Here is a 22,662-nt window from a genome sequence, read left to right as displayed (position 1 = left end):
CATGACATTTATGGTCGCAGCGCACCGCTGACGCGACAGCGTAAAATAGCACTTTCGCCGTTTTCAATCACCTGTCATGACCATCCTGCTCTCCACCCTGAACGCCCGCTACACCCACGCCTCGCTGGGCTTGCGCTACCTGCTGGCCAATATGGGACCGCTGCAGGCGCAGACGCGGCTGCAGGAATTCGTGATTGGCGCGAAAACAACGGAACTGGTCGAACGCATCCTCGTCAACAAGCCGCGCATCATCGGTTTTGGCGTGTATATCTGGAACGTCGAGGAAACCACCAAATTGGTCGCCATGCTGAAAAAGGTGGCGCCCGAGGTGATCATCGTGCTCGGTGGGCCCGAGGTATCGCATGAGGCAGGCGAGCAGGAAATCGTCAGGCTGGCCGATTATCTGATCACCGGCTGGGGCGACGTCACCTTCCCCAAACTTTGCGGCGAGATTCTGAACGGCCCGAAACCGCTGATGAAGATCCATGCGGGCGTGCAGGCGCCGCTAGCCGAGCTGCAAACGCCCTATTCCTTGTATACCGACGACGATATCAAGCACCGCACCTTGTATGTGGAAGCGTCGCGCGGCTGCCCTTTCAAGTGCGAGTTCTGCCTTTCCGCGCTGGACAAGACAGCCTGGCCGTTCGCGCTGGACAATTTCCTGGCCGAAATGGAATCCCTGCATGCGCGCGGCGCGCGGCTGTTCAAGTTCGTCGACCGCACCTTCAATCTGAACATCAAGACCAGCCTGAAGATCATGCAGTTCTTCCTCGACAAGATCGAGGCGAACCCGGACGATCCGATTTACGCCCACTTCGAACTGGTGCCCGACCACCTGCCCGATGCACTGAAAGAAGGCATCAGCAAGTTTCCACCGGGCGCACTGCAGTTCGAGATCGGCATCCAGAGCTTCAATCCCGAGGTGCAGGCACTGGTCAGCCGGCGCCAGGACAATCAAAAGGCGGCCGACAATATTCGCTGGCTGTGCGAAGAATCGAACGCCCATTTGCACGTTGACCTGATCGCCGGCCTGCCGGGCGAGGATGAAGCCAGCTTTGCGGCCGGTTTCAACAAGCTGGTGGCCTTAAAGCCGCATGAAATCCAGTTCGGCATTCTGAAGCGCCTGCGCGGCACGCCCATCATCCGCCACACGCAAGAATACGGCATGGTGTTCGATCCGCATCCGCCCTACACCATCCTGGCCAACAAGCACCTGGACTTCATGAGCATGCAGCGCCTGGTGCGCTTTGCCCGCTACTGGGACCTGGTGGCCAATTCGGGCCGCTTTGCCAATACGGTGCAATGGATGCTGGGCGATGCGCCATTCGAAAACTTCATGGATTTTTCCAACTGGCTGTATGCGCATACCGACGCCACCCACCGCATCGCCATGGAAAAGCTGGCCAAACTGGTGGCGCAATGGCTGCAAACGCGCGGCATGAGCGCAGCAGAGGCCAACGCGCTGCTGGCCAGCGACTATGCGGGCGGTGCCAAGGTGGCACAGCATGGCCACGCGGCCGAACAGCCGAAAGCGCCGCCTTTGGCGGCCGCCCTGCCGCAGCGCCAGGCCCGCCATCTGGCCTCTTGACAGCCTGCCAGAGCGCGCCAGCCCACATAGCGGGGCAGCAAGAATGGAACATCGGTGGCGGTCAGGGCCATTCTCCCTTAAACTGGCGTAATGCCCACTCTACAATCGCCCCAACTCAAGCTTGCCCAGGCTGACTCCCGGCAAGGGAGCGTGGTCACCGCCAGCGGCACCTGGCAGGTGCACGCACTGGCGCAGGACAACGCGATCAAGGCCATCAACGCCCAGCTCAAGCCGCTCAAGGATGACGCCAATGTCAGCTGGGATTTGTCCGGCATCGACAGCATGGACCATATCGGTGCCCAGCTGTTCTGGAATGCCTGGGGCAAGCAGCGCCCGGCAAAACTGACGCTGGCAGCGACCCAGGAAGAATTTTTCAGGCGCATCGAAGAGACCGGGCCATTGAAGACGGCGCAGTCGCGCGCCCATCGCCTGACCATGGTGATGAAGCTGGGCATGGCGATCCTGGTGTTTTTCGAGCATCTGAAAGGTTTCATTGCCCTGATCGGCCAGGTCACGCAGGACATCGGCCGCTTTGCGCGCCATCCGCTGCGCGGGCCGTGGCGCGAAATTTCCGCCAATATCTTCCATGCCGGCTTCCAGGCGCTGGGCATCACGGCGCTGGTGGGCTTTTTGATCGGCGTGGTGCTGTCTTATCTGTCGGCGCAGCAGCTGCGCAATTTCGGCGGCGATATCTACCTGGTCAACCTGCTGGGCATGAGCGTGATCCGCGAACTGGGGCCGCTGCTGGCGGCGATTCTGGTGGCCGGCCGCTCGGGTTCGTCGATCACCGCCCAGCTGGGCGTGATGCGCGTGACCGAGGAACTGGACGCCATGCTGGTGATGGGCATCTCGCACGGTTTCCGCCTGATCATGCCGAAAGTGCTGGCCCTGGCCATATCCATGCCCTTGCTGGTGATCTGGACCGATACGGCCGCGCTGCTCGGCGGCATGGCGGCGGCCAAGATGGAACTGAATCTGTCAGCCCGCTATTTTATCCAGAAGCTGCCGGACGCCGTGCCGCTGGCCAACTATATGATAGGCCTGGGCAAGGGCGTAGTGTTTGGCACGCTGATCGCGCTGGTGTCCTGCCACTTCGGCCTGCGCATCAAGGCCAATACGGAAAGCCTGGGGCGCGGCACCACCACCGCCGTGGTCACCGCCATTACGGTGGTGATCCTGGCCGACGCCGTGTTTGCCATCGTGTTTAATGGAGTGGGCTACTGATGAGTGAAGAAAGCAGCGCCTGCGGCCAGGAAAGTGACAGCAAGCTCGACTTCCACGGTGATACGCCAGTGGTCGAGATCAGCAATCTGTGGACCAAGTTCGGCCGCACCGTGGTGCACCAGGACCTGAACCTGGAAATCGAACGCGGTGAAATCCTCTCCATCGTCGGCGGCTCCGGCACCGGCAAGACGGTGCTGCTGCGCCAGATGCTGGGCCTGGAACATCCGTCGCGCGGCTGTGTCAAAGTATTTGGCGAAGACATCAACAAGGCCGACCGCGACCATCTGCAGCAGTTGCGCAACCACTGGGGCATGCTGTTCCAGCAGGGCGCGCTGTATTCGGCGCTGACGGTGTTCGACAATGTGGCCCAGCCGATGCGCGAATTGCGCGTGCTGCCCGAAGAGCTGATCCACGACGCGGTACTGCTGAAAATGAATATGGTGGGGCTGGGGCCGGAACATGCGTACAAAATGCCGTCGGACCTGTCGGGCGGCATGATCAAGCGCGTGGCCCTGGCGCGCGCCCTGGCGCTGGAACCGAAGCTGTTGTTTCTCGACGAGCCGACGGCCGGCCTGGACCCGGACTTGTCGGAAAGTTTTGTTACCCTGATCCAGTCGCTGCACCGCGAGCTGGGCCTGACGGTGGTGATGGTCACGCACGACCTCGACACCCTGTTCGCCCTGTCCACGCGCATCGCCGTGCTGGCGGAAAAACATGTGATTGCGCTCGGCACCACGCGCGAGGTCATCGAGGTCGATCACCCGTTCATCAAACAATTCTTCCTGGGCGACCGCGGCAAGCGCGCGCTGGCCGTCCTCGATGAAAAACAGGCCGCCGAGGCACCGCCGGAACTCGCCCCCGGCACTGACAAGAAAGCGGAGAATTAATGGAAAACAGATCACACGCCCTGCTGACGGGCTTTTTTACGCTCACCCTGCTGGTTGCCGCGATTTTGTTCGGCATCTGGTTCAACCGCGACCGGGTCGAACGCGTGCCCTACCTGCTGGCCACCACGCTGTCGGTGCCGGGCCTGAACCCGCAGGCAGCCGTGCGCTACCGGGGCCTGGAAGTGGGCAAGGTCGATGCGATCGACTTCGATACGCAAAAAGCCGGGCAAATCCTGGTGCACATCAGCGTCGCGCCCGATACGCCGGTCACCAACACCACCTTCGCCACCCTCGGCTACCAGGGCGTGACGGGCATCGCTTACATCCAGCTCGACGATGAAAGCGTAGGCTCGAAACTGCTGGGCACCAGCAAGGAACGGCCTTCGCCGATACCGCTGCGCGCAGGCTTGCTGGACCAATTGGAAAAGCGCGGCAAGCGCATCCTGGACCAGGCCGAACAGATCACCAATAAAGTCAACAACCTGCTCAGTGACGAAAACCAGCAAGCCATGCTGGGCGCCTTTACCGAGGTCGGCAAAACGGCCAAGGCCTTCGGCGAAATCCCGAAACAGCTGCAGCCAACCTTGCAACAATTGCCGCAACTGACGGACGAAACGCGCAAGAGCATCGCGTCCATCAAGCAAGCGGGCGAGAATGTGACGGAACTGTCGCAGACCTGGAAAAAACTCGGTACTGACCTGCAGGCGCCCGGCGGCATGCTCGACAATGTCAACGGCACGGTGGCGCGCGTGGGCCGTTCGGTGGAATCGGTGGCCAGCGGCGTGTCGCTGGAAGTGCTGCCGCAAGTAATTGAACTGAGCGGTGAAGCGCGCTCGTCGATGCGCGCCCTGAAAACCACCATGAGCACCCTGAACGAACAGCCGCAGAGCATCCTGTTCGGCGCCCCTGATATTCCGCCGGGCCCGGGTGAACCCGGCTTCTCGGCGCCAGCAAAATAAGGAGATACACGATGCATTTTCCCCGTCCTTCGCGCACCAGCGCCGGCCTGTTGGCCTTGGCAGCGGCGTTGCTGCTGGGCGGCTGCGCCAGCCGCGGCCCGCTGCCGACCTTTTACGATTTTGGCCCGCCTGCGCCACCAGCGGCAACGGTGCAAGCTGCGGCAGCACCGCTGCCGGTACTGGTGATTGCCGACGCCAACGGTCCGGCCTGGCTCGACACCCAGCGCATGTATTACCGCCTGCTGTACGCCGACGCCCAGCAATCGCGGCCCTATGCCTACAACCGCTGGAACACGCCGCCGCTGCAACTGCTGAGTCAGCGCCTGAAAACCCGCGTCGCCCAGGGCGGCGTGAAGGTGCTGTCGACCACCGACGCGGCGGCCGGCATTCCGCTGCTGCGCATCGATGTCGATGATTTCTCGCAGAACTTCGATAGCGAGAAGCAAAGCAGCGGCCAGGTCACCCTGCGCGCCTCGCTGTTCCGCGGCCACCTGCTGGTCGACCAGAAAACCTTCAGCCGCAACAGCCGCGCTGCCAGCGCCGATGCGCAAGGTGGCGCGCAGGCGCTGGCCGCAGCGTCGGACGCCGTCGCCGCCGACTTGCTGGCCTGGCTGGGCACGCTGAACATACCGAAAGAATGACACCGGCTGCAGCCAACGCTGTGCCGGTAGCGGCGCCGCAGCCGCCCGCACCGGCGCGCCATTCGCCCGTCTCGCGCGCAGCGCTGCTGGCCTATGTGTTCCTGATCGTGTATGCCAGCTGGTTCCCGTTTACCGGCTGGCACAGCAATGGCCTGTCGCCGCTGACGTTTCTTGAAAACACCAAGATGCCGCGCTACTGGACCGGCTTTGACGTCGGCGTCAATATCGTCGGCTATATACCGCTGGGCATACTGCTCGTCTATTCGCTGTTTCCACGCGTGACGTGCTTCCTGGCGGTGATGATCGCTGCGCTGTGCGGCATGTTTATTTCCGGTACCATGGAAGCGGTGCAAACCTATTTGCCCAGCCGCGTTTCCTCGAACCTCGATTTTTATACCAATTCGGCCGGCTGCTTTATCGGCGCCGTGATCGGCGCGCTGTCGGCGCGCTGGCTGCTCGACCGCAGCCGCCTGCTGCGATTGCGCCAGCGCTGGTTTGCCCAACATGCGAGCCAGGGCCTGGTGCTGGTTGCGCTGTGGCCGCTGGCGCAGATCTATCCGCAAGGCTATCTGTTCGGCCTCGGCCAGCTGCTGCCGATTTTGTCGGACTGGGCGTCCATCCTGATGGGCACGGAAATCGACCTGGCGTCGTATTTGCGGCCCGATGCCGTTCTGACGGTAGAGCAATACTGGTTGTCGGAGACCATCATTACCGCCTGCGGCATGACGGGCGCTGCGCTGGCCCTGCTGTGCCTGTTGCGCCGTACCGCGCCGCGCGCCATGCTGGTGATGGCCCTGGTTGGCACCGCGCTGGTCATGCGGGCCATGGCCAGCGCACTGCTGTTTTCGCCGCAGAATGCTTTCGTGTGGATTACGCCGGGCGCGCAGGGCGGCTTCCTGATTGCCATAATCATGCTGGGCGGCCTGGCCTTCGCGCCGCATGTGGCGCAGCGCCGCATCGCGGTCGCCACCTTGCTGCTGAGCCTGGTCATCGTGAACACCACGCCGATCAACCCGTATTTCATGTCCACCCTGCAAGGCTGGGTGCAAGGCAAGTTCCTCAACTTCAATGGTGCGGCCCAGTTCCTGGCCTTGCTGTGGCCGTTCATTGCGCTATGGTTCCTGTGGCTGCCTTCGCACAAACTGAACCGGCAGGAAGAACAACAGCGACATCGGCGCGAAGACCACCCATAACCGTTATCATGGCGCATAGCCAACCGCAGGAGTACGACAATGAGCGACGCCCCCTATTTTGAACGCCACGTTTTTTTCTGCATGAACAAACGTGAAGACGGCCGCAACAGCTGCGGCGACCATGGCGCCGAAAAAGCGCAAAAACACTGCAAGCGCCGCATCAAGGACCTGAACATGAGTGGCGCCGGCAAGATCCGCATCAACCAGGCCGGCTGCCTGGACCGCTGTGAAGAAGGCCCGGTGCTGGTGATCTACCCGGAAGGCACGTGGTACACCTATGTCGACAACAGCGATATCGATGACATCATCGATACGCATTTGGTGGGCGGCAAAGTGGTCGATCGCCTCAAGATTTAATCTCAATTTAAGAGACAAGCAACAACATGAGCCTGATGAACCGAAACTCCGAAAAATTCACCCTTGCCGGCCATGCGGGCAGCATGGAAGGCCTGCTGGACTACCCGGTCGATACGCCGCGCGGCATCGCCCTGGTGGCCCATCCACACCCGCTGTATGGCGGCACCATGGACAACAAGGTCACGCAAACCCTGGCACGCGCCTTTGTGGCGCTTGGCTACGTGGTGGCGCGCATCAACTTTCGCGGCGTGGGTGCCTCGGAAGGCGTGCATGACCATGGCGCCGGCGAAACCGACGACATGCAACTGCTGTACGAACACATGCGCAGCCTGTATCCGGGCTTGCCGGTGGCCTTGTCCGGCTTTTCCTTCGGCACCTTCGTGCAGTCGAAACTGAACGAGCGCCTGAGCGCCGCCGGCACGCCGCCAGAGCGCCTGGCGCTGATCGGCAGCGCGGCCGGCAAATGGGCGATGCCAGACATTCCGGCCGACACCATCCTGATCCACGGCGAACTGGACGACACCATTCCCCTGTCAGCCGTGTTCGACTGGGCGCGGCCACAAGATATCCCGGTGATCGTGATCCCGGGCGCCGACCACTTTTTCCACCGCAAGCTCAATCACATCAAGCAACTGGTCATCGCGCTATGGCATGGCGACAAACCGGCCAGCGTGGCGGATGATGCTTGAAGTGTGGGCTTACTGCCGTTTTCGCGGCTATAATTGACCCGTTTTTTCCACGTGGCCATGCAGGTAACAGCGGCATGGCCCTCAGCCTTCACTTTTTTTCGCAGACCAGCCTCCATGAAAAAACTCCTAGCGGCACTGGCCTCCAGTGTACTTTTCCTGTCCGCCGCCATGGCCCAGACCGTTCCGGCACCGACTATCGCCGCCAAATCCTGGCTCTTGCTCGACGCCACCAGCGGCCAGATCATTGCCTCGCAAGATCCGGACGCACGCGTCGAACCGGCTTCGCTGACCAAGATCATGACGGCCTACCTGACGTTTGCTGCCGTGCGCGAAAAGAAACTGGCGCTGGACCAGAAAGTGAATGTGTCCACGCGCGCCTGGAAAGTGGACGCCAGCAGCTCGAAAATGTTCATCGACCCGGCCACCCCGGTGTCGATCGATGACCTGCTGCATGGCCTGATGATTCAATCGGGTAACGACGCCGCCGTTGCGCTGGCCGAAGCCGTGGCCGGCGACGAAAGCACCTTCGTCGTGCTGATGAACCGCGAAGCACAGCGCATGGGCATGAAAAACACCCGTTTTGCCAATCCGCATGGCCTGCCCAGTCCCGATAACTACTCCACCGCACAGGATTTGTCGGTGCTGGCCAAGCGCGTGATCGCCGACTACCCGGAATTCTACAAAATCGATTCCGTGAAAAGCTTTACGTACAACAAGATCACCCAGCCTAACCGCAACCGCCTGCTGTGGCTGGACCCAACCGTCGACGGCATGAAAACCGGCCACACGGAAGCGGCCGGCTACTGCATGATCGCCTCGGCGCGCCGTCCGGGCGGCTCCGGCGAGCGCCGTTTGATTTCCGTGGTGCTGGGCACCAGCTCCGACCAGGCCCGCACGCAGGAAAGCCAGAAGCTGCTGAACTGGGGCTTCCAGAACTTCGACACCGTCAAGCTGTACTCGAAAGGCCAGGCAGTGGCCACGCCGGAAGTGTGGAAAGGCTCGAAAGGCACCGTGAAAATCGGCTTTGCCAACGACGTGCTGGTCACCGTACCGAAAGGCACGGCCGCCAAGATGAAACCTGTGCTGGAACGCAAGGACCCGCTGGTCGCACCGCTGCCGCAGAACGCCCCGGTCGGCAAGCTGAAAATGGTGGTGGACGGCAAAACCCTGCTGGAACTGCCGGTGGTGGCACTCGAGCCGATCACCGAAGCGTCGATCTTTGGCCGCGCCTGGGATTCGATGCGCTTGTGGATGAAGTAACAGTCAAAATGGCAAGACAAAGCCCGCAGCGATGCGGGCTTTTTTTTGCCTGGAGCAAGGATATAATCGCTTCGATCACCTCGCAGCCACCATCAGAAAGCCACTCGATGAACCATGTTTTCCCCGCCAGCCTGCAAGCCCCGCGCAGCCGTCTTTCGCCGCAAGGCCCCGAACTGTCGCGCATCGTCGCCGGCATGTGGCGCATCGGCGAATGGAACATGACGGCGCAGCAGCGCCTGGCCTTTATCGAGCAGTGCATGGCGCTGGGCGTGACCAGTTTCGACCATGCCGATATTTATGGCGACTACAGCGCCGAAGGGCTGTTCGGCGAAGCACTGGCCTTGCAGCCGGGCTTGCGCGACAAGATGGAACTGGTCAGCAAATGCGGCATCAAGCTGCTCTCGCCGCACCGCCCTGGCCATGCGATCCAGCACTATGACACCAGTGCGGCCCATATCACCGGCTCGGTAGAGCAATCGTTGCGCCAGCTGCGCACCGACCGGCTCGACCTGCTGCTGATCCACCGCCCCGATCCGCTGATGGATTTCGACGAAATCGCCGGCGCGTTCACCGCATTGAAAAAGGAGGGCAAGGTACTGCATTTCGGCGTGTCGAATTTCAGCCGCCATCAGTTTGAATCGTTGCACCGGCGCTTTGCGCTGGCCACCAATCAGGTCGAATTCTCGCCGCTGCACACCACACCGATATTCGATGAAACCTTTGATGGGCTGCAAGACCTCGGCGTGGCGCCGATGGCATGGTCACCGCTGGCCGGCGGGCGGCTGTTCCAGGGCGGCGACGCGAACGTGGAAAACTTGCGCAATGTGATCAAGCAGATCGCCGACGAACTGCAGCGCCCGTTTGCCAGCGTGGTGTTCGCCTGGATCATGCAAGTGCCGTGCAAACCGCTGCCGCTGACCGGCACCGGCCGCATTGAGGCGGTGGGCGTGGCAGTGGAAGGCACGCAGTTCACACTCAGCCGCAGCGACTGGTTTGCCATCCTGCGCGCGGCACGCGGCCACGAAGTGGCTTAATCGATTTCGTCGGGGTCGTTGAACACCTGCGGCATGGCGATCCCGCGCCAGCCCAGGTGCCAGGCCAGGTTCAGCGCCAGGGTGACGGCGATATACACGGCAAAGAAGAAGGCAAAGAAACTGGTCTTCAGCCATACCAGCATGCCAACCGCGACTGCCACCACCAGCAGCAGCGCCAGGCTTTTCTTTTGCTTCGAGCTGGGGAAACGCAGCGTCGACACCATCAGACTGCCCACGCCGACCAGCAACAGCATCAGCAGATAACTGTGCAACTGGCTGTCGATCGGGGCCGGCCAGGCCACCACCACGGCCGCCACGCAAGCGGCGCCGGCAGTGATAGGCATGCCGACAAAATACATGGGGTCGGTCTTGCCGACGTTCACATTGAAGCGCGCCAGGCGCATGGCGCCGCAGGCCACGAAAAAGAAGCTGGCCATGCCGCCAAAGCGCAGCAGCAGCGGATCGTGCACGCCCATCTGCACGAAACCATAGCAATACAGCAGCACCGCCGGCGCGCAGCCGAAATTCATCACGTCGGCGATCGAATCGAGCTGCATGCCGAAGTCCGAGCCGGTGTTGGTCAGCCGCGCCACATAGCCGTCAAGCGCATCGAACACGCCCGCCAGCACCAGCAGCGCTGCGGCCAGCCGGTAGTCGGCCGGGTCACCGGTGCCCGCGTTATCGACCGAAATGACGATGCTGGCAAAACCGCATGCTATCGAAAGCAGAGTCACCATACTGGGCAGGGCGTACTTGGCGCGCTGCAGGCGCGACTTGGGCAAGGTGTTCAAATTATGGGCAATCCAAAAAATCGGTGAAAAAACAGTGGCATAGCAAACAAGCATTGCAGCCATTCTACCCTGCTCGCGGCCGCACACCCTAGCGGCGGCCAGACGCACCCGGCAGTAATTTCATTGTGCTGCAAGCACCAGAAATACCTTAAAATCATGGCACAGGCGCCGCCGCAGCAAAGCAGCCGTTCCCTTTTCAACAGGAGTCAGCTTGATCGCCTCGTTCCAGCATAGCAAATCCGTGATTCCCGCCCTGTTGATCGCGGCGCTGCTGGCCGCTTGCGGCGGTGGCGGCAGCAATAGCAGCAGCACGCCGGCAGCCTCGACGGCCACGCCCGCGCCGCAACTGGTGCAGGAGGCGGGCGCGCCCGCCACGACCGGCAATATCGCCACCGATGGCTACAATTGGATCAATTACCGGCGCGCCCAGGTCGGCCTGGCAAGCCTGGCGCGCAACAGCCAGATCGATACCGCAGCGCAAGGCCATTCCGACTACCTGAAAACCAATAATACGGTCTCGCATGACCAGCTCGCCGGCAAACCCGGCTTTACGGGCGCCACCCTGGCCGACCGCTACCTCAAGGCCGGCTATAGCTTGAACCACTCGAATTCCTATGCGTATGGCGAAGTGATCGCGGGCGCCACCAGCAGCTCCGGCTTTTACCTGGCCGAAGAATTGATCACCGCCATTTATCACCGCTTCGCCATCTTTGAACCGATCTTCAAGGAAGCCGGTGCCGGCGCGGCCACGGGCAACAATGGCTACGCGTATTTCACCGCCGACTTTGCCGCCAACAATGGCTATGGCCCTGGCCTGGCCGCAGGGCAAGTCGTCACCTACCCCGTCAGCAACCAGGCCCGGGTGGCCACCAGCTTTTCCAGCAACAACGAAGAACCCGATCCGGTGCCGAACCAGGATATCGTCGGCTATCCCGTCAGCGTGCACGCCAATATCAACGACGTGCTGGGTGTTACCACCTTTACCGTGCGCCAGCGCGGCGCCGCCAGCGACCTGCCGGTACTGCTGCTGCAACGCGCGACAGACCCGCAAACCCCCTTGTCCGCCGCCGCCATCATTCCGCTGGCGCCGTTAGCGGCCAACACCACCTACGACGTCAGCTTCAACGGCAGGGTGAACGGCACAGCCGTCACGCGCAGCTGGTCGTTCAGCACACGCTAGCGTTGGCGGCATGATCACACCAGACGCCACCGACGATAAAAGCGCCACCACGGCACAAGGCTCGCGCGTGCTCGATGTGGAGAGCGGGCTGGGCCGCATCATGGGCGACCGCCCGCTGTACCTGAAAATCCTGCGCCGCTTCCTGCACGACCACGGCACCACGCCGCGCCAGGTCAGCACGGCGTTTGCGGCCGGCGACTATGCCGGCGCGCGCCTGCGCGTGCATACCTTGAAGGGCGCGGCCGGCATGATCGGTGCGGTGCAGGTGCATGCCTTGTCGAGCGCGCTGGAAATGGCCCTGCGGGCCCAGGCGCCCGGCCTGGCACAGCAGATAGCCCACCTGGAACTGGCGCAAGATCGATTGCTGGGCGCCGTCAGCACGATGCTGGGTACACCGGAAGAAAGTCATCTGGCCGCGCAAGACATGGCACCGGACCCATCGGCCCCCGCCATCCAGCTGCTGCTGGCGCGCCTGGCCAGCCATTTGCGCGAGGGCGAAGGCGCCGCCATCGATATCCTGGAAAATTCGGCCAGCCTGCTGGCCGCCAGCCTGGGGGTGCATGTGTACCAGGAAGTGGCGGCCGCCGCCCATGAGTTCGATTTTGAAAGCGCACTGGAAGCGCTGCTGCGGCGCCGCTGAACCGCCTCAAGGACCGGGCAGTTACGCTAGCCCTGTTTCCGGTAACTCATGACAGAATCATTAGCATGCGCGTCGATGACTTTTTTGATCGCCGGCTGCTTCGCGTATTTCACGCGCAAACGCTTCAGCTGCTTCTGCGCCGGGCCGCATGACTGATCGATCCCCTGATTGACTTCGCGCTGGCGCGCCTTGTCGTTATCACCCGACTCGCCGGCAAAATGCTCGCACATATCGGCGTTGTCGACATACTTTGCCACGTCGGCCGGCAATTTTTCCTGCGCGCCGGCCAGCAACGGCAGGCCAAGCAGCATAGTGAACAGCAGTTTCATCGAGTCTCCTTATTTGCCGATACAAAACCGGCTGAAAATCACGCCCAGCAAATCGTCGGGCGAGAATTCTCCCGTGATGCTCGACAGTTGAACCTGCGCCAGGCGGAGTTCTTCGGCGAACAGGTCCAGCGACTGGTCGTCCTGGGCTGCGTGCTGGGCCGCGATATCGAGGTGATTGCCGGCCGATTTGAGGGCGATCAGATGGCGTTCGCGTGCCAGGTACAGCGATTCGCCAGTCTGTTGCCAGCCAGCGATGCGCAGCAGCTCGGCGCGCAGCAGGTCGATGCCGATATGTTCGTGCGCCGACAGGTAGACATGGGTTGCATCCGGCAATGCATCGACGCTCGGTTTGTGGCCGGACAGGTCGATCTTGTTCCACACACGCACCACCGGCACGCCTTCGGGGAAGGCGGCGACGATGGTTTCGTCAGCCAGGGTCGGGCCGTGGTCGGCATCGAGCAGGTGCAGGATCACGTCGGCCTTGCCGATTTCGCCCCAGGTGCGCTCGATGCCGATGCGCTCGACGGCGTCGATGGTGTCGCCGGCGCTGCGGATGCCGGCCGTGTCGATGATATTGAGTGGAATGCCCTCGATCTGGATGGTTTCGCTGACCTTATCGCGCGTGGTGCCGGCGATCGGCGTGACGATGGCCACGTCGGCGCCCGCCAGCGCATTCAGCAACGATGACTTGCCCACGTTCGGCTGGCCGGCCAGCACCACGTTCAGGCCTTCGCGCAGCAGCGCACCCTGCGCGGCCTGGGCAAATACCTTATTCAAGGCTTCGATCACGGCCTTCAACTGGCCACGGGCATTCGATTTTTCCAGGAAGTCGATCTCTTCTTCCGGAAAATCGAGCGTCGCTTCGACCAGCATGCGCAGCCCGGTCACTTGCTCGACCAGCGCGTGGATGGTGTTTGAAAACGCGCCCGACAGCGATTGCGAGGCGGACTTGGCGGCAGCTTCGGTCGACGCGTCGATCAGGTCGGCCACGGCCTCGGCCTGCGCCAGGTCCAGCTTGTCATTCAAAAAGGCGCGACGCGTAAATTCGCCGGGCTCGGCCAGGCGCAAGCCGCTGTCACGGCCCGCTTCGAGCACGCGCGCGAGCAACAGCTGCAGCACCACCGGGCCGCCATGGCCCTGCAGTTCCAGCACGTCTTCGCCGGTGTACGAATGCGGGCCCTTGAAATGGATGGCGATGCCCTGGTCGATGATTGCGCCATCGGCTTCGGTAAACGGCACATAGGTGGCGTGGCGCGGCTTGAGCGCTTGCGCGCCGAACAGCGCGGCCATCAAGGGCGCCAGGTTCTTGCCGGAGGCACGCACCACGCCGATGCCGCCGCGTCCGGGGGCAGTGGCAATGGCGGCGATAGGAGAAGAGTCGAGTTTCATGGGGCTGATTGTAGATTAAAAAAAAGCCCGCACAAGCGGGCTTTCAAAGCGCTGACCAGTATTACACAGTAGACGGCGCGTATTTCTTGGTGATCACCCATTGCTGGCCGATCGACAGGACGTTGTTGACGACCCAGTACAGCACCAGGCCCGACGGGAAGAAGAAGAACATCACCGAAAACGCCAGTGGCATGAACAGCATCATCTTCGCTTGCATCGGATCGGCAGGCGCCGGGTTCAGCTTGGTGGTGATGAACATCGAAATCGCGTACAGCACCGGCAAGATGCACCATGGGTCATGCTGGGCCAGGTCGGTGATCCAGCCGATCCACGGCGCGCCGCGAATTTCCACCGACGCGTTCAGCACCCAGTACAGGGCGATAAACACCGGCATCTGGATCAGAATCGGCAGGCAGCCGCCCAGCGGGTTGATCTTCTCGGTCTTGTACAGCTCCATCGTGGCCTGGTTCATCTTCTGCGGATCGCCTTTGTAGCGCTCGCGAATCGCCGTCATTTTTGGCGTGACCAGTTTCATCTTGGCCATGCTGCGGTAACCGGCAGCCGACAAGGGGAAGAAAGCCAGCTTGATCAGAATGGTAAAGGCAATAATCGTCCAGCCCCAATTGCCCAGTACGCTGTGGATCTGTTCCATCACCCAGAAGATCGGCTTGGCGATAATCGTCAGCCAGCCATAATCCTTGACCAGTTCCAGGCCCGGCGACACTGGTTCGAGCAGATGCGCGATCTGCGGGCCCGAGTACAGCCTGGCATCGATGGCGGCCGATGCGCCTGGCGCCAGCGATGGCAAGGTCAGCAGGTTGCCGATGGCATAGGTGTTGGTGGACAGTTTCTTGGTGAAAATATCGCGCGCAATGTTCGCTGGCGGCACGAATGCCGAGACAAAGAAGTGTTGCGAGATAGCAAACCAGCCGCCGTCAGCCTTGACCGGATGCAAGGCCTTCATGGCTGCGTCCGTGCCTTTTTTCTCATCTTCGATGGCCGCTTTTTCGATCTTCTCGAACGTCATCTTCTGGTACTTGTCTTGCGGCGTGTACAGGGTCGGGCCGGTGTAGCTGCTGTTGAAGAACGAGTCGCCGACCGGCTTGTTGCCGTCATGAACCAGTTGCATGTACAGCTGCGGCGTGACCGGCGCGGTGCCGACGTTGGCCACGTCATGGCGCACGTCGATCACATAGTCGCCGCGCTTGAACGTGAACGTCTTGGTCAGCTTGACGCCGCCTTGTACCGCTTCCATTACCAGCTGGATCTGCTTGCCGTCAGTCAGCGTACGCACGCCAGGCTGCACCGTGAAACCGGTGTTGTGGGTCGGGAAAGGACCGCCGACCAGGCCGGTTTGCGCCAGGTAGGTGTGATTCACGCCTTCGTCGAACAGCACTTCGTTCTGCTTGCCATCATCAGGCTGGCAGACCTTGAACAGGCCGAAGCAGCCGCCAAACCAGCCAGGATTGCCCGCGCCCTTGAACTTGAGCAATTCCAGACGCTTGACCTGGCCACCCAATGTGTCGATATCGACCTTGATGACATCGGTGGTAATGGTAATGCGTTCGCTCTTGAAAGCGCCAGGATCGGCATTCACGCCAGGCAAGGATGCCGTACCGGCGGCCGGCAAGGCGGTCGGTGCAGGAGTGGTCGGCGCCTTGACGGTCTGGGCGGTATTGGCGGAGAACATCGATGGGCGGCCCGTCGAAATCATCCATTCGTTCCAGAGGATGACCAGCGAGACGGAGAACACGATCCACAGGATGGTACGTTTATTGATATCCATTAGGGTATTGGTCAGGAGTGGTTGCAACCGCAAGCGGTCGTTGAAGATGTTTTGCCGTCGGCCGGTGGCACCGGATCGACGCCCCCTTCATTCCAGGGGTGGCAGCGGCATACGCGTCTGGCAGCGAGCAGGCTGCCTTTGGCGGCGCCGTGCACGCGCAACGCTTCCATCGCGTAATGCGAACAACTTGGATAGAAGCGGCAATTCTGTCCCAGCATGGGGCTGATCAACAATTGATAAGCTCGCAACAGGAACAGCAACAGGGTTTTCATGGCGCACCAGGTGGTGGCGCAGCAACAGAGCGCGCCTGTGCCGCCACTTGCGCGGCGAACAAGCGGCTCAGTTCGTCGCGCAGCTCGGCTTTCAGCCTGGCCGTGGTGGCCGGGCCATCCTTGCTGTTGACGGCGCGCGACAGGCGCACCACACAGTCGATGGGGGGCAGTGCACTGTTGCGAAACAGCTCGCGCGTGACGCGCTTGATCGTGTTGCGGGTCGCCGCGCGAGGCGCGAAACGCTTGGCCACAACGACGCCCAGCCGCGCATGCGGCAATAGATTGTGTCGGGTATACAGCACAAAATGCGCTGTTTTTTGCGAAGGGCGCAAACGAAAAACGGATGAAAATTCATCCGTTTTAACGATACGCCGAACGCGCGCGAAGTCGTGTGAACCTTCGCGTTGATTGCCGACTGCAGTACAGCTAGCCACGCGATCAGCTGTCAACGACAAGCCTAGACGGCCAGGCGTTTGCGGCCCTTTGCGCGACGTGCGTTGAGCACATCACGGCCACCACGGGTAGCCATACGAGCGCGGAAGCCGTGCGTACGCTTGCGGCGAACGACGGAAGGTTGGTAAGTACGTTTCATGTTGGTCTCGCTAAAAACAAAAAAAATGCAAAATCGGGTCTGACGTCCCGTCAGTTTTTGGTGCCAATGACAATCGCGCACTTATGCCAGGGCACAAGGGCCAATCTCATCGCCCGCTTAATCCACGCTTAGTCCATATTGTCGTTCCAAATGAAAAAACACGGAATACGGGCGGGGAACCCTGAATTATTCAGCATATACCCCCTCGCTGTCAAGGATTGCCGTGATCGGCTGGTAATTTTTGCAGCAGCCGCCATCTGCCCCGAAGCCCGCATTGCCGCTACGTGACAGAGGATAACTCGCGACTTGTGCACACCTGCGGCCAGCCCCCAGTCGCAAAAATAACGTTCGTGCCTGTGGATAACTTTGGCGGTCGGGAGTAGAATAGCGCGTTACGTGTGGCGAGCCCTCGCGCGACGCCGGCCTTGCAACACGGTGTACGCAGGGCTGATCGATACGCCCTCCCACACCTTTTCACATAGACGATTCATGGACAATTTCTGGCAGGCCTGTTCCGCGCAGTTGGAACTGGAGCTGACACCGCAACAATTCAGTGCGTGGATAAAACCGCTTATCCCTCTCGACTACGACGAGGGCAAGTTGCGCATTGCTGCGCCCAATCGATTCAAGCTCGATTGGGTCAAGACCCAGTTCGCCAGCCGCATTACCGCTCTTGCAATCCAATACTTCGAAGCGCCCACCGAGGTGCAGTTCGTGCTCGACCCGCGCCTGGCGCTGCCGAAAAAGCCGGCCGCAGCCACCAGCACGCCGGCCAGCGATCCGAACGGTGGCGCGCCCAGTGCGCGCCCGGCGGAGCCGCAGCCCAGCGTGCCGGAACTGAGCATCGGCGCAGCACCACGGCGCGAGCAGAGCCGCATCAATACCGACCTGACGTTCGACAGTTTTGTGACCGGCAAGGCCAACCAGCTGGCGCGCGCCGCCGCAATTCAAGTGGCGAACAACCCGGGCGTGTCGTATAACCCGCTGTTCTTCTACGGCGGCGTGGGCCTGGGCAAAACCCACTTGATCCATGCCATCGGCAACCAGGTGATGGCCGACAATCCGGGCGCGAAGATACGCTACATTCACGCAGAACAGTACGTTCGCGACGTAGTGACCGCTTACCAGCGCAAGGGCTTTGACGATTTCAAGCACTATTATCATTCGCTCGACATGCTGCTGATCGATGATATCCAGTTCTTTGGCGGCAAAAGCCGCACGCAGGAAGAATTCTTCTATGCGTTCGAAGCACTGATCGCGGCCAAGAAACAGATCATCATTACCTCGGATACGTATCCGAAGGAAATCACCGGCATGGATGATCGCCTGATTTCGCGCTTCGATTCCGGCCTGACCGTGGCGATCGAGCCGCCGGAGCTGGAAATGCGCGTGGCGATTCTGTTGAAAAAAGCCAAGCAGGAAGGCGTGACGTTTTCGGACGACGTGGCTTTCTTTGTCGCCAAGCACCTGCGTTCGAACGTGCGCGAACTTGAAGGCGCGCTGCGCAAAATTCTGGCGTACTCGCGTTTCCACGGCAAGGACATCACGATCGATGTTGTCAAGGAAGCCCTGAAGGACTTGCTGTCGGTACAGAACCGCCAGATTTCCGTGGAAAACATCCAGAAGACCGTGGCCGACTTCTTCAATATCAAGGTGGCCGACATGTATTCGAAGCGCCGCCCCGCGAATATTGCGCGGCCACGCCAGATCGCCATGTACCTGGCCAAGGAATTGACCCAGAAGAGCTTGCCTGAAATCGGCGAACTGTTCGGCGGACGCGACCACACGACCGTGCTGCACGCCGTGCGCAAGATCGCCCTGGACCGCACCAAAAACCCGGAATGCAACCACGAGTTGCACGTGCTGGAGCAAACACTGAAGGGCTGAGCACACATCTTGGCAAGGCTGGCTCAAAACGTGCTTTACCCTTATGATCTGGTAGGGCGCCCGCAGCAGCAATCAGCGAGCCTTGCCGGTGCTTACCTTGCAATGATTGTTACTTATTACCTTCAACTTCATACCCAACCTGAGGATAACTATGCAATTGGTCAAAACCACCCGAGATACGCTTCTCCGGCCACTGCAGATCGTGAGCGGTATTGTCGAGCGTCGGCACACTATGCCGATTCTGGCCAATATCCTCATCCGCAAAGACGGTGAAAATGTCTCGTTCCTGTCGACCGACACCGAAGTGCAGATCACCACGCACGCCCAGATCGGTTCCGGCGCCGACGTGACCGGCACCACGGTAGCCGCCCGCAAGCTGCTCGATATCCTGCGCGCACTGCCGGAATCGGGCGACGTCACCATGACCCTGCTGAACAAGCGCCTGACGGTACAAACCGGCAAGTCGCGCTTCGCCCTGCAGACCCTGGCCGCCGAAGAATTTCCAACCGTGCAACAGGCGGAAAGCTATAACGCGACCGTCACCCTGCCCCAGAAAACCCTGAAGCACCTGTTCAATATGGTGCATTTCTCGATGGCGCAGCAAGACATCCGCTACTACCTGAACGGCCTGCTGCTGGTTCTCGATGGCAATAATGTCATCGCCGTGGCCACCGACGGCCACCGCCTGGCCTTCTGCCAGGTCGCCACCGAGCAGACTTTCGCGCGCCAGGAAGTGATTATTCCGCGCAAGACGATTATCGAACTGCAGCGCCTGCTGGAAGAAAACGACGAGCCGGTACAGTTAGACATCGCCGCCAACCAGGTGAAACTGACCTTTGCCGACATCGAGCTGATTTCGAAGCTGGTGGAAGGCAAGTTCCCTGACTACACGCGCGTGATTCCGAAGGGCTACAAGAACGACTTCACCATCAGCCGCGATGAACTGCTGCGTTCCTTACAACGCGCCGCCATCATGACCAGCGACAAGTTCAAGGGCGTGCGCTGCATTATCACCCCGGGCAGCATGAAGATCAGCTCGACCAATGCCGACCAGGAAGAAGCCGTCGAAGAGCTGGAAATCGACTACGGTGGCGACTCGGTCGATATCGGCTTCAATGTCACCTACCTGCTCGACGTGCTCAACAACCTGAAGTGCGAATACGTCAATATCGCGCTGGGCGACTCGAACTCGTCCGCGCTGGTTTCCATGCCTGACAACACCGACTTCAAGTATGTTGTCATGCCGATGCGGATATAACGCAGGCATAAAACAGGGGTCAGACCCGCCGGGACTAGGCGTCCCCGTCTGACCCCAGCAGTCAAGACGTTGGGGTATTGTAAAGTTACCCAGAAACCAATGAAAGGCTGAGGTCAGACCCGACGGGCCTGACCCCGGTGTTAACAAAGAAAGCAGTCCATGTCCGAGAATCCACAAGACACCCCGATCCAGGCCAAAACGGAAGAATACGGCGCCTCCTCCATCCAGATCCTGGAAGGCCTGGAAGCCGTGCGCAAACGCCCGGGCATGTATATTGGCGACACCTCGGACGGCACCGGCTTGCACCACCTGGTGTTCGAAGTGCTGGACAACTCCATCGATGAATCGCTGGCCGGCCATTGCACCGAGATCCACGTCACCATCCACAGCGACAACTCGATCTCGATCACCGACAATGGCCGCGGCGTGCCGACCGGCCTGAAAATGGATGACAAGCACGATCCGAAACGCTCGGCCGCCGAAATCGTCATGACCGAATTGCATGCCGGCGGCAAGTTCGACCAGAACTCGTACAAAGTCTCGGGCGGCCTGCACGGCGTGGGCGTATCGTGCGTCAACGGCCTGTCGAAGCTGCTGAAACTGACCATCCGCCGCAACGGCAAAGTCCATTACATGGAATTTGTGCGCGGCGTGCCGCAAAACCGCATTATCGAAATGGTCGACGGCGTGGCCACCTCGCCCATCCAGGTGATCGGCGACACCGACAAGCGCGGCACCGATGTGCACTTCTGGGCCGACGAAGAGATTTTCACGCACGTGGAATTCCACTACGAAATCCTGGCCAAGCGCATCCGCGAACTGTCGTTCCTGAACAATGGCGTGAACATCAAGCTGTCGGACCAGCGTAACGGCAAGGAAGAAGTATTCGCTTTCGAAGGCGGCACGCGCGGCTTCGTCGAATACATCAACAAGGCCAAGTCGGTCTTGCACCCGACCATTTTCCAGGCCACCGGCGAGCGCATGTCGGACCAGAACACGAACATTTCGGTGGACGTGTCGATGCAGTGGAACGACGCCTACAACGAACAGGTGCTGTGCTTTACCAACAACATCCCGCAGCGCGACGGCGGCACCCACCTGACGGGCCTGCGCGCGGCAATGACCCGCGTGATCAACAAATACATCGATGAACACGAGTTCGCCAAGAAGGCGAAAGTGGAAATCACCGGCGACGACATGCGCGAAGGCCTGACCTGCGTGCTGTCGGTCAAAGTGCCGGAACCGAAATTCTCGTCGCAGACCAAAGACAAGCTGGTGTCTTCCGAAGTGCGCGGCCCGGTCGAAGAGATCGTCGCCAAGACCCTGGCCGACTACCTGCAGGAAAAACCGAACGACGCCAAAATCATTTGCGGCAAGATCGTCGAAGCGGCGCGCGCGCGCGAAGCGGCCCGCAAGGCCCGCGACCTGACCCGCCGCAAAGGCATCATGGACGGCCTGGGCCTGTCGGCCAAGCTGGCCGACTGCCAGGAAAAAGACCCGGCCCTGTGCGAACTGTACATCGTCGAGGGTGACTCGGCAGGTGGCTCGGCCAAGCAAGGCCGCGACCGCAAGTTCCAGGCCATTTTGCCGCTGCGCGGCAAGGTACTGAACGTCGAGAAGGCGCGTTTCGAAAAAATGCTGTCTTCGGAGCAGATCACCACCCTGATCGCCACGCTGGGCACGTCCATCGGCCCCGACGAATTCAACGCCGACAAGCTGCGCTACCACCGCATCATCATCATGACCGATGCGGACGTCGACGGCGCCCACATCCGCACCCTGCTGCTGACACTGTTCTACCGCCAGATGCCGCAGCTGGTCGAGCGCGGCCACATCTACATCGCGCAACCGCCGCTGTACAAGGTCAAGGCCGGCCGCGACGAGCGCTATCTGAAAGACGACGCCGAAGAAGCCACCTACATGATGACGGTGGCCCTGAACACGGCCGTGCTGGTGCCGCGCGAAGGCGCCGAAGGCATCTCGGGCGACACCCTGGCCGAACTGGTGCGCAAGTTCAACTTGTCCAACACCATCATGACCCGTCTGACCCGCGTGATCGACCGCGCCGCCCTGACCGCCATCATGACCGGCGTGCAGCTGGACCTGTCGACCCTGGACCTGGCCGAAACCTCGGCGCAAGCGCTGCAAGCAGCCATCAACGACACGGCCGTCAAAGTACTGGTGCGCTCGGACGATTTGTCTGAAAAACACATGCTGCGCATCGAACGCATGCACCACGGTAACGTCAAAGTCAGCTCCATCGACGCCGACTTTGTGCAAGGCCCGGACTACGCCGTACTGAGCACCGGCGCCGCCACCTTCGAAGGCCTGATGGGCCCAGGCGCATTCGTGCGCCGTGGCGAAGGCGAGCGCATGAAGGAAATCGCCGTCAGCGACTTCCACCAGGCCATGCAATGGCTGCGCGACGAAGCCGAACGCACAGTATCGAAACAGCGCTACAAAGGACTGGGCGAAATGAACCCGGACCAACTGTGGGAAACCACCATGGACCCGACTGTGCGCCGTTTGCTGAAGGTACAGATCGAAGACGCGATTGCGGCGGACCAGATCTTCACCACGCTGATGGGCGATGATGTGGAGCCGCGCAGGGCGTTTATTGAAAATAATGCGTTAAGGGCGGGGAATATTGACGTTTAAGCGGTATTGTTGATAGAGGGGCGACACGATGTGTCGCCTTTTTTTTGA

At 60.9% G+C, this 22,662-nt stretch carries 22 protein-coding genes; 15 read left to right on the top strand and 7 right to left on the bottom strand.

The window, feature by feature from the left end; all coding sequences use genetic code 11:
- Positions 1 to 76: 76 nt before the first annotated feature.
- From ACQ4WM_RS20640 to ACQ4WM_RS20595, 10 genes are all read left to right on the top strand, one after another.
- Positions 77 to 1,588 carry a B12-binding domain-containing radical SAM protein gene (locus ACQ4WM_RS20640; protein ID WP_436548525.1) on the top strand — a complete coding sequence of 504 codons (1,512 nt, stop codon included), beginning with the start codon at positions 77 to 79 and terminating at the stop codon, positions 1,586 to 1,588.
- Positions 1,589 to 1,678: 90 nt separating this feature from the next.
- On the top strand, positions 1,679 to 2,812 hold the full coding sequence (locus ACQ4WM_RS20635; protein WP_436548524.1) for an MlaE family ABC transporter permease: 1,134 nt from the start codon (positions 1,679 to 1,681) through the stop codon (positions 2,810 to 2,812).
- Positions 2,812 to 3,699, top strand: a complete 888-nt coding sequence (locus tag ACQ4WM_RS20630; protein ID WP_436548523.1) for an ABC transporter ATP-binding protein — start codon at positions 2,812 to 2,814, stop codon at positions 3,697 to 3,699. Before ACQ4WM_RS20635 ends, ACQ4WM_RS20630 begins: the two co-directional genes overlap by 1 nt.
- A complete protein-coding gene (locus ACQ4WM_RS20625; RefSeq protein ID WP_436548522.1) occupies positions 3,699 to 4,658 on the top strand; it encodes an MlaD family protein in 960 nt (319 codons plus the stop codon). The genes ACQ4WM_RS20630 and ACQ4WM_RS20625 overlap by 1 nt, the downstream gene beginning before the upstream one ends.
- A gap of 11 nt (positions 4,659 to 4,669) precedes the next feature.
- Positions 4,670 to 5,299: an ABC-type transport auxiliary lipoprotein family protein gene (locus ACQ4WM_RS20620; protein WP_436548521.1), complete on the top strand. Its 630-nt coding sequence runs from the start codon at positions 4,670 to 4,672 to the stop codon at positions 5,297 to 5,299.
- A complete protein-coding gene (locus ACQ4WM_RS20615; RefSeq protein WP_436548520.1) occupies positions 5,296 to 6,492 on the top strand; it encodes a VanZ family protein in 1,197 nt (398 codons plus the stop codon). Before ACQ4WM_RS20620 ends, ACQ4WM_RS20615 begins: the two co-directional genes overlap by 4 nt.
- A gap of 39 nt (positions 6,493 to 6,531) precedes the next feature.
- The gene (locus ACQ4WM_RS20610; protein WP_065306074.1) at positions 6,532 to 6,849 is read left to right on the top strand and encodes a (2Fe-2S) ferredoxin domain-containing protein; all 318 of its coding nucleotides are present in this window, start codon (positions 6,532 to 6,534) and stop codon (positions 6,847 to 6,849) included.
- A gap of 35 nt (positions 6,850 to 6,884) precedes the next feature.
- Complete coding sequence (locus ACQ4WM_RS20605; RefSeq protein WP_436548519.1) at positions 6,885 to 7,538, top strand: alpha/beta hydrolase; 654 nt, start codon at positions 6,885 to 6,887, stop codon at positions 7,536 to 7,538.
- A 114-nt stretch (positions 7,539 to 7,652) separates the two neighbouring features.
- Positions 7,653 to 8,798: a D-alanyl-D-alanine carboxypeptidase family protein gene (locus ACQ4WM_RS20600; protein WP_436548518.1), complete on the top strand. Its 1,146-nt coding sequence runs from the start codon at positions 7,653 to 7,655 to the stop codon at positions 8,796 to 8,798.
- 107 nt (positions 8,799 to 8,905) lie between these two features.
- Positions 8,906 to 9,832: an aldo/keto reductase gene (locus tag ACQ4WM_RS20595; RefSeq protein WP_436548517.1), complete on the top strand. Its 927-nt coding sequence runs from the start codon at positions 8,906 to 8,908 to the stop codon at positions 9,830 to 9,832.
- On the opposite strand, the gene pssA is transcribed toward ACQ4WM_RS20595, so the two are convergent.
- Entirely contained in the window at positions 9,829 to 10,599 is a 771-nt protein-coding gene (gene pssA / locus ACQ4WM_RS20590; RefSeq protein ID WP_436548539.1) for a CDP-diacylglycerol--serine O-phosphatidyltransferase, read from the bottom strand. The genes ACQ4WM_RS20595 and pssA overlap by 4 nt on opposite strands.
- A gap of 235 nt (positions 10,600 to 10,834) precedes the next feature.
- Between pssA and ACQ4WM_RS20585 the strand changes: the two genes are divergently transcribed.
- Together ACQ4WM_RS20585 and ACQ4WM_RS20580 are read left to right on the top strand one after the other, a co-directional pair.
- The gene (locus ACQ4WM_RS20585; protein WP_436548516.1) at positions 10,835 to 11,803 is read left to right on the top strand and encodes a CAP domain-containing protein; all 969 of its coding nucleotides are present in this window, start codon (positions 10,835 to 10,837) and stop codon (positions 11,801 to 11,803) included.
- A 10-nt stretch (positions 11,804 to 11,813) separates the two neighbouring features.
- Positions 11,814 to 12,443 (top strand): Hpt domain-containing protein, encoded by a 630-nt coding sequence (locus tag ACQ4WM_RS20580; RefSeq protein ID WP_436548515.1) that lies wholly within the window; start codon positions 11,814 to 11,816, stop codon positions 12,441 to 12,443.
- Positions 12,444 to 12,469: 26 nt separating this feature from the next.
- Here ACQ4WM_RS20580 and ACQ4WM_RS20575 read toward each other — a convergent pair whose 3' ends face one another.
- The 6 genes from ACQ4WM_RS20575 to rpmH all read right to left on the bottom strand — a co-directional run bounded on the left by ACQ4WM_RS20575 (position 12,470) and on the right by rpmH (position 16,811).
- The gene (locus ACQ4WM_RS20575; protein WP_436548514.1) at positions 12,470 to 12,772 is read right to left on the bottom strand and encodes a hypothetical protein; all 303 of its coding nucleotides are present in this window, start codon (positions 12,770 to 12,772) and stop codon (positions 12,470 to 12,472) included.
- Positions 12,773 to 12,781: 9 nt separating this feature from the next.
- The gene (gene mnmE / locus ACQ4WM_RS20570) at positions 12,782 to 14,161 is read right to left on the bottom strand and encodes a tRNA uridine-5-carboxymethylaminomethyl(34) synthesis GTPase MnmE (protein ID WP_436548513.1); all 1,380 of its coding nucleotides are present in this window, start codon (positions 14,159 to 14,161) and stop codon (positions 12,782 to 12,784) included.
- A gap of 61 nt (positions 14,162 to 14,222) precedes the next feature.
- Positions 14,223 to 15,947: a membrane protein insertase YidC gene (yidC, locus tag ACQ4WM_RS20565; protein WP_436548512.1), complete on the bottom strand. Its 1,725-nt coding sequence runs from the start codon at positions 15,945 to 15,947 to the stop codon at positions 14,223 to 14,225.
- A gap of 11 nt (positions 15,948 to 15,958) precedes the next feature.
- Entirely contained in the window at positions 15,959 to 16,219 is a 261-nt protein-coding gene (gene yidD, locus ACQ4WM_RS20560) for a membrane protein insertion efficiency factor YidD (RefSeq protein WP_436548511.1), read from the bottom strand.
- Positions 16,216 to 16,653, bottom strand: coding sequence for a ribonuclease P protein component (rnpA, locus tag ACQ4WM_RS20555; RefSeq protein WP_436548510.1), 438 nt, complete (start codon positions 16,651 to 16,653; stop codon positions 16,216 to 16,218). Before rnpA ends, yidD begins: the two co-directional genes overlap by 4 nt.
- A 23-nt stretch (positions 16,654 to 16,676) precedes the next feature.
- Positions 16,677 to 16,811, bottom strand: a complete 135-nt coding sequence (gene rpmH / locus ACQ4WM_RS20550; RefSeq protein WP_010401996.1) for a 50S ribosomal protein L34 — start codon at positions 16,809 to 16,811, stop codon at positions 16,677 to 16,679.
- Between the two features lie 489 nt (positions 16,812 to 17,300).
- Here rpmH and dnaA point away from each other — a divergent pair, with 489 nt between their 5' ends.
- From dnaA to gyrB, 3 genes are all read left to right on the top strand, one after another.
- A complete protein-coding gene (gene dnaA / locus ACQ4WM_RS20545; protein WP_436548509.1) occupies positions 17,301 to 18,698 on the top strand; it encodes a chromosomal replication initiator protein DnaA in 1,398 nt (465 codons plus the stop codon).
- Between the two features lie 151 nt (positions 18,699 to 18,849).
- A complete protein-coding gene (gene dnaN, locus ACQ4WM_RS20540; protein ID WP_436548508.1) occupies positions 18,850 to 19,956 on the top strand; it encodes a DNA polymerase III subunit beta in 1,107 nt (368 codons plus the stop codon).
- Positions 19,957 to 20,115: 159 nt separating this feature from the next.
- Positions 20,116 to 22,614 carry a DNA topoisomerase (ATP-hydrolyzing) subunit B gene (gyrB, locus tag ACQ4WM_RS20535; RefSeq protein ID WP_436548507.1) on the top strand — a complete coding sequence of 833 codons (2,499 nt, stop codon included), beginning with the start codon at positions 20,116 to 20,118 and terminating at the stop codon, positions 22,612 to 22,614.
- Positions 22,615 to 22,662: the final 48 nt, after the last annotated feature.

The sequence above is a fragment of the Janthinobacterium longum genome (genome assembly GCF_051380735.1).
GTDB lineage: Bacteria > Pseudomonadota > Gammaproteobacteria > Burkholderiales > Burkholderiaceae_D > Janthinobacterium.
Note: the sequence above shows the minus strand (reverse complement) of the source record. Positions and strands in the feature narration are given on the sequence as shown.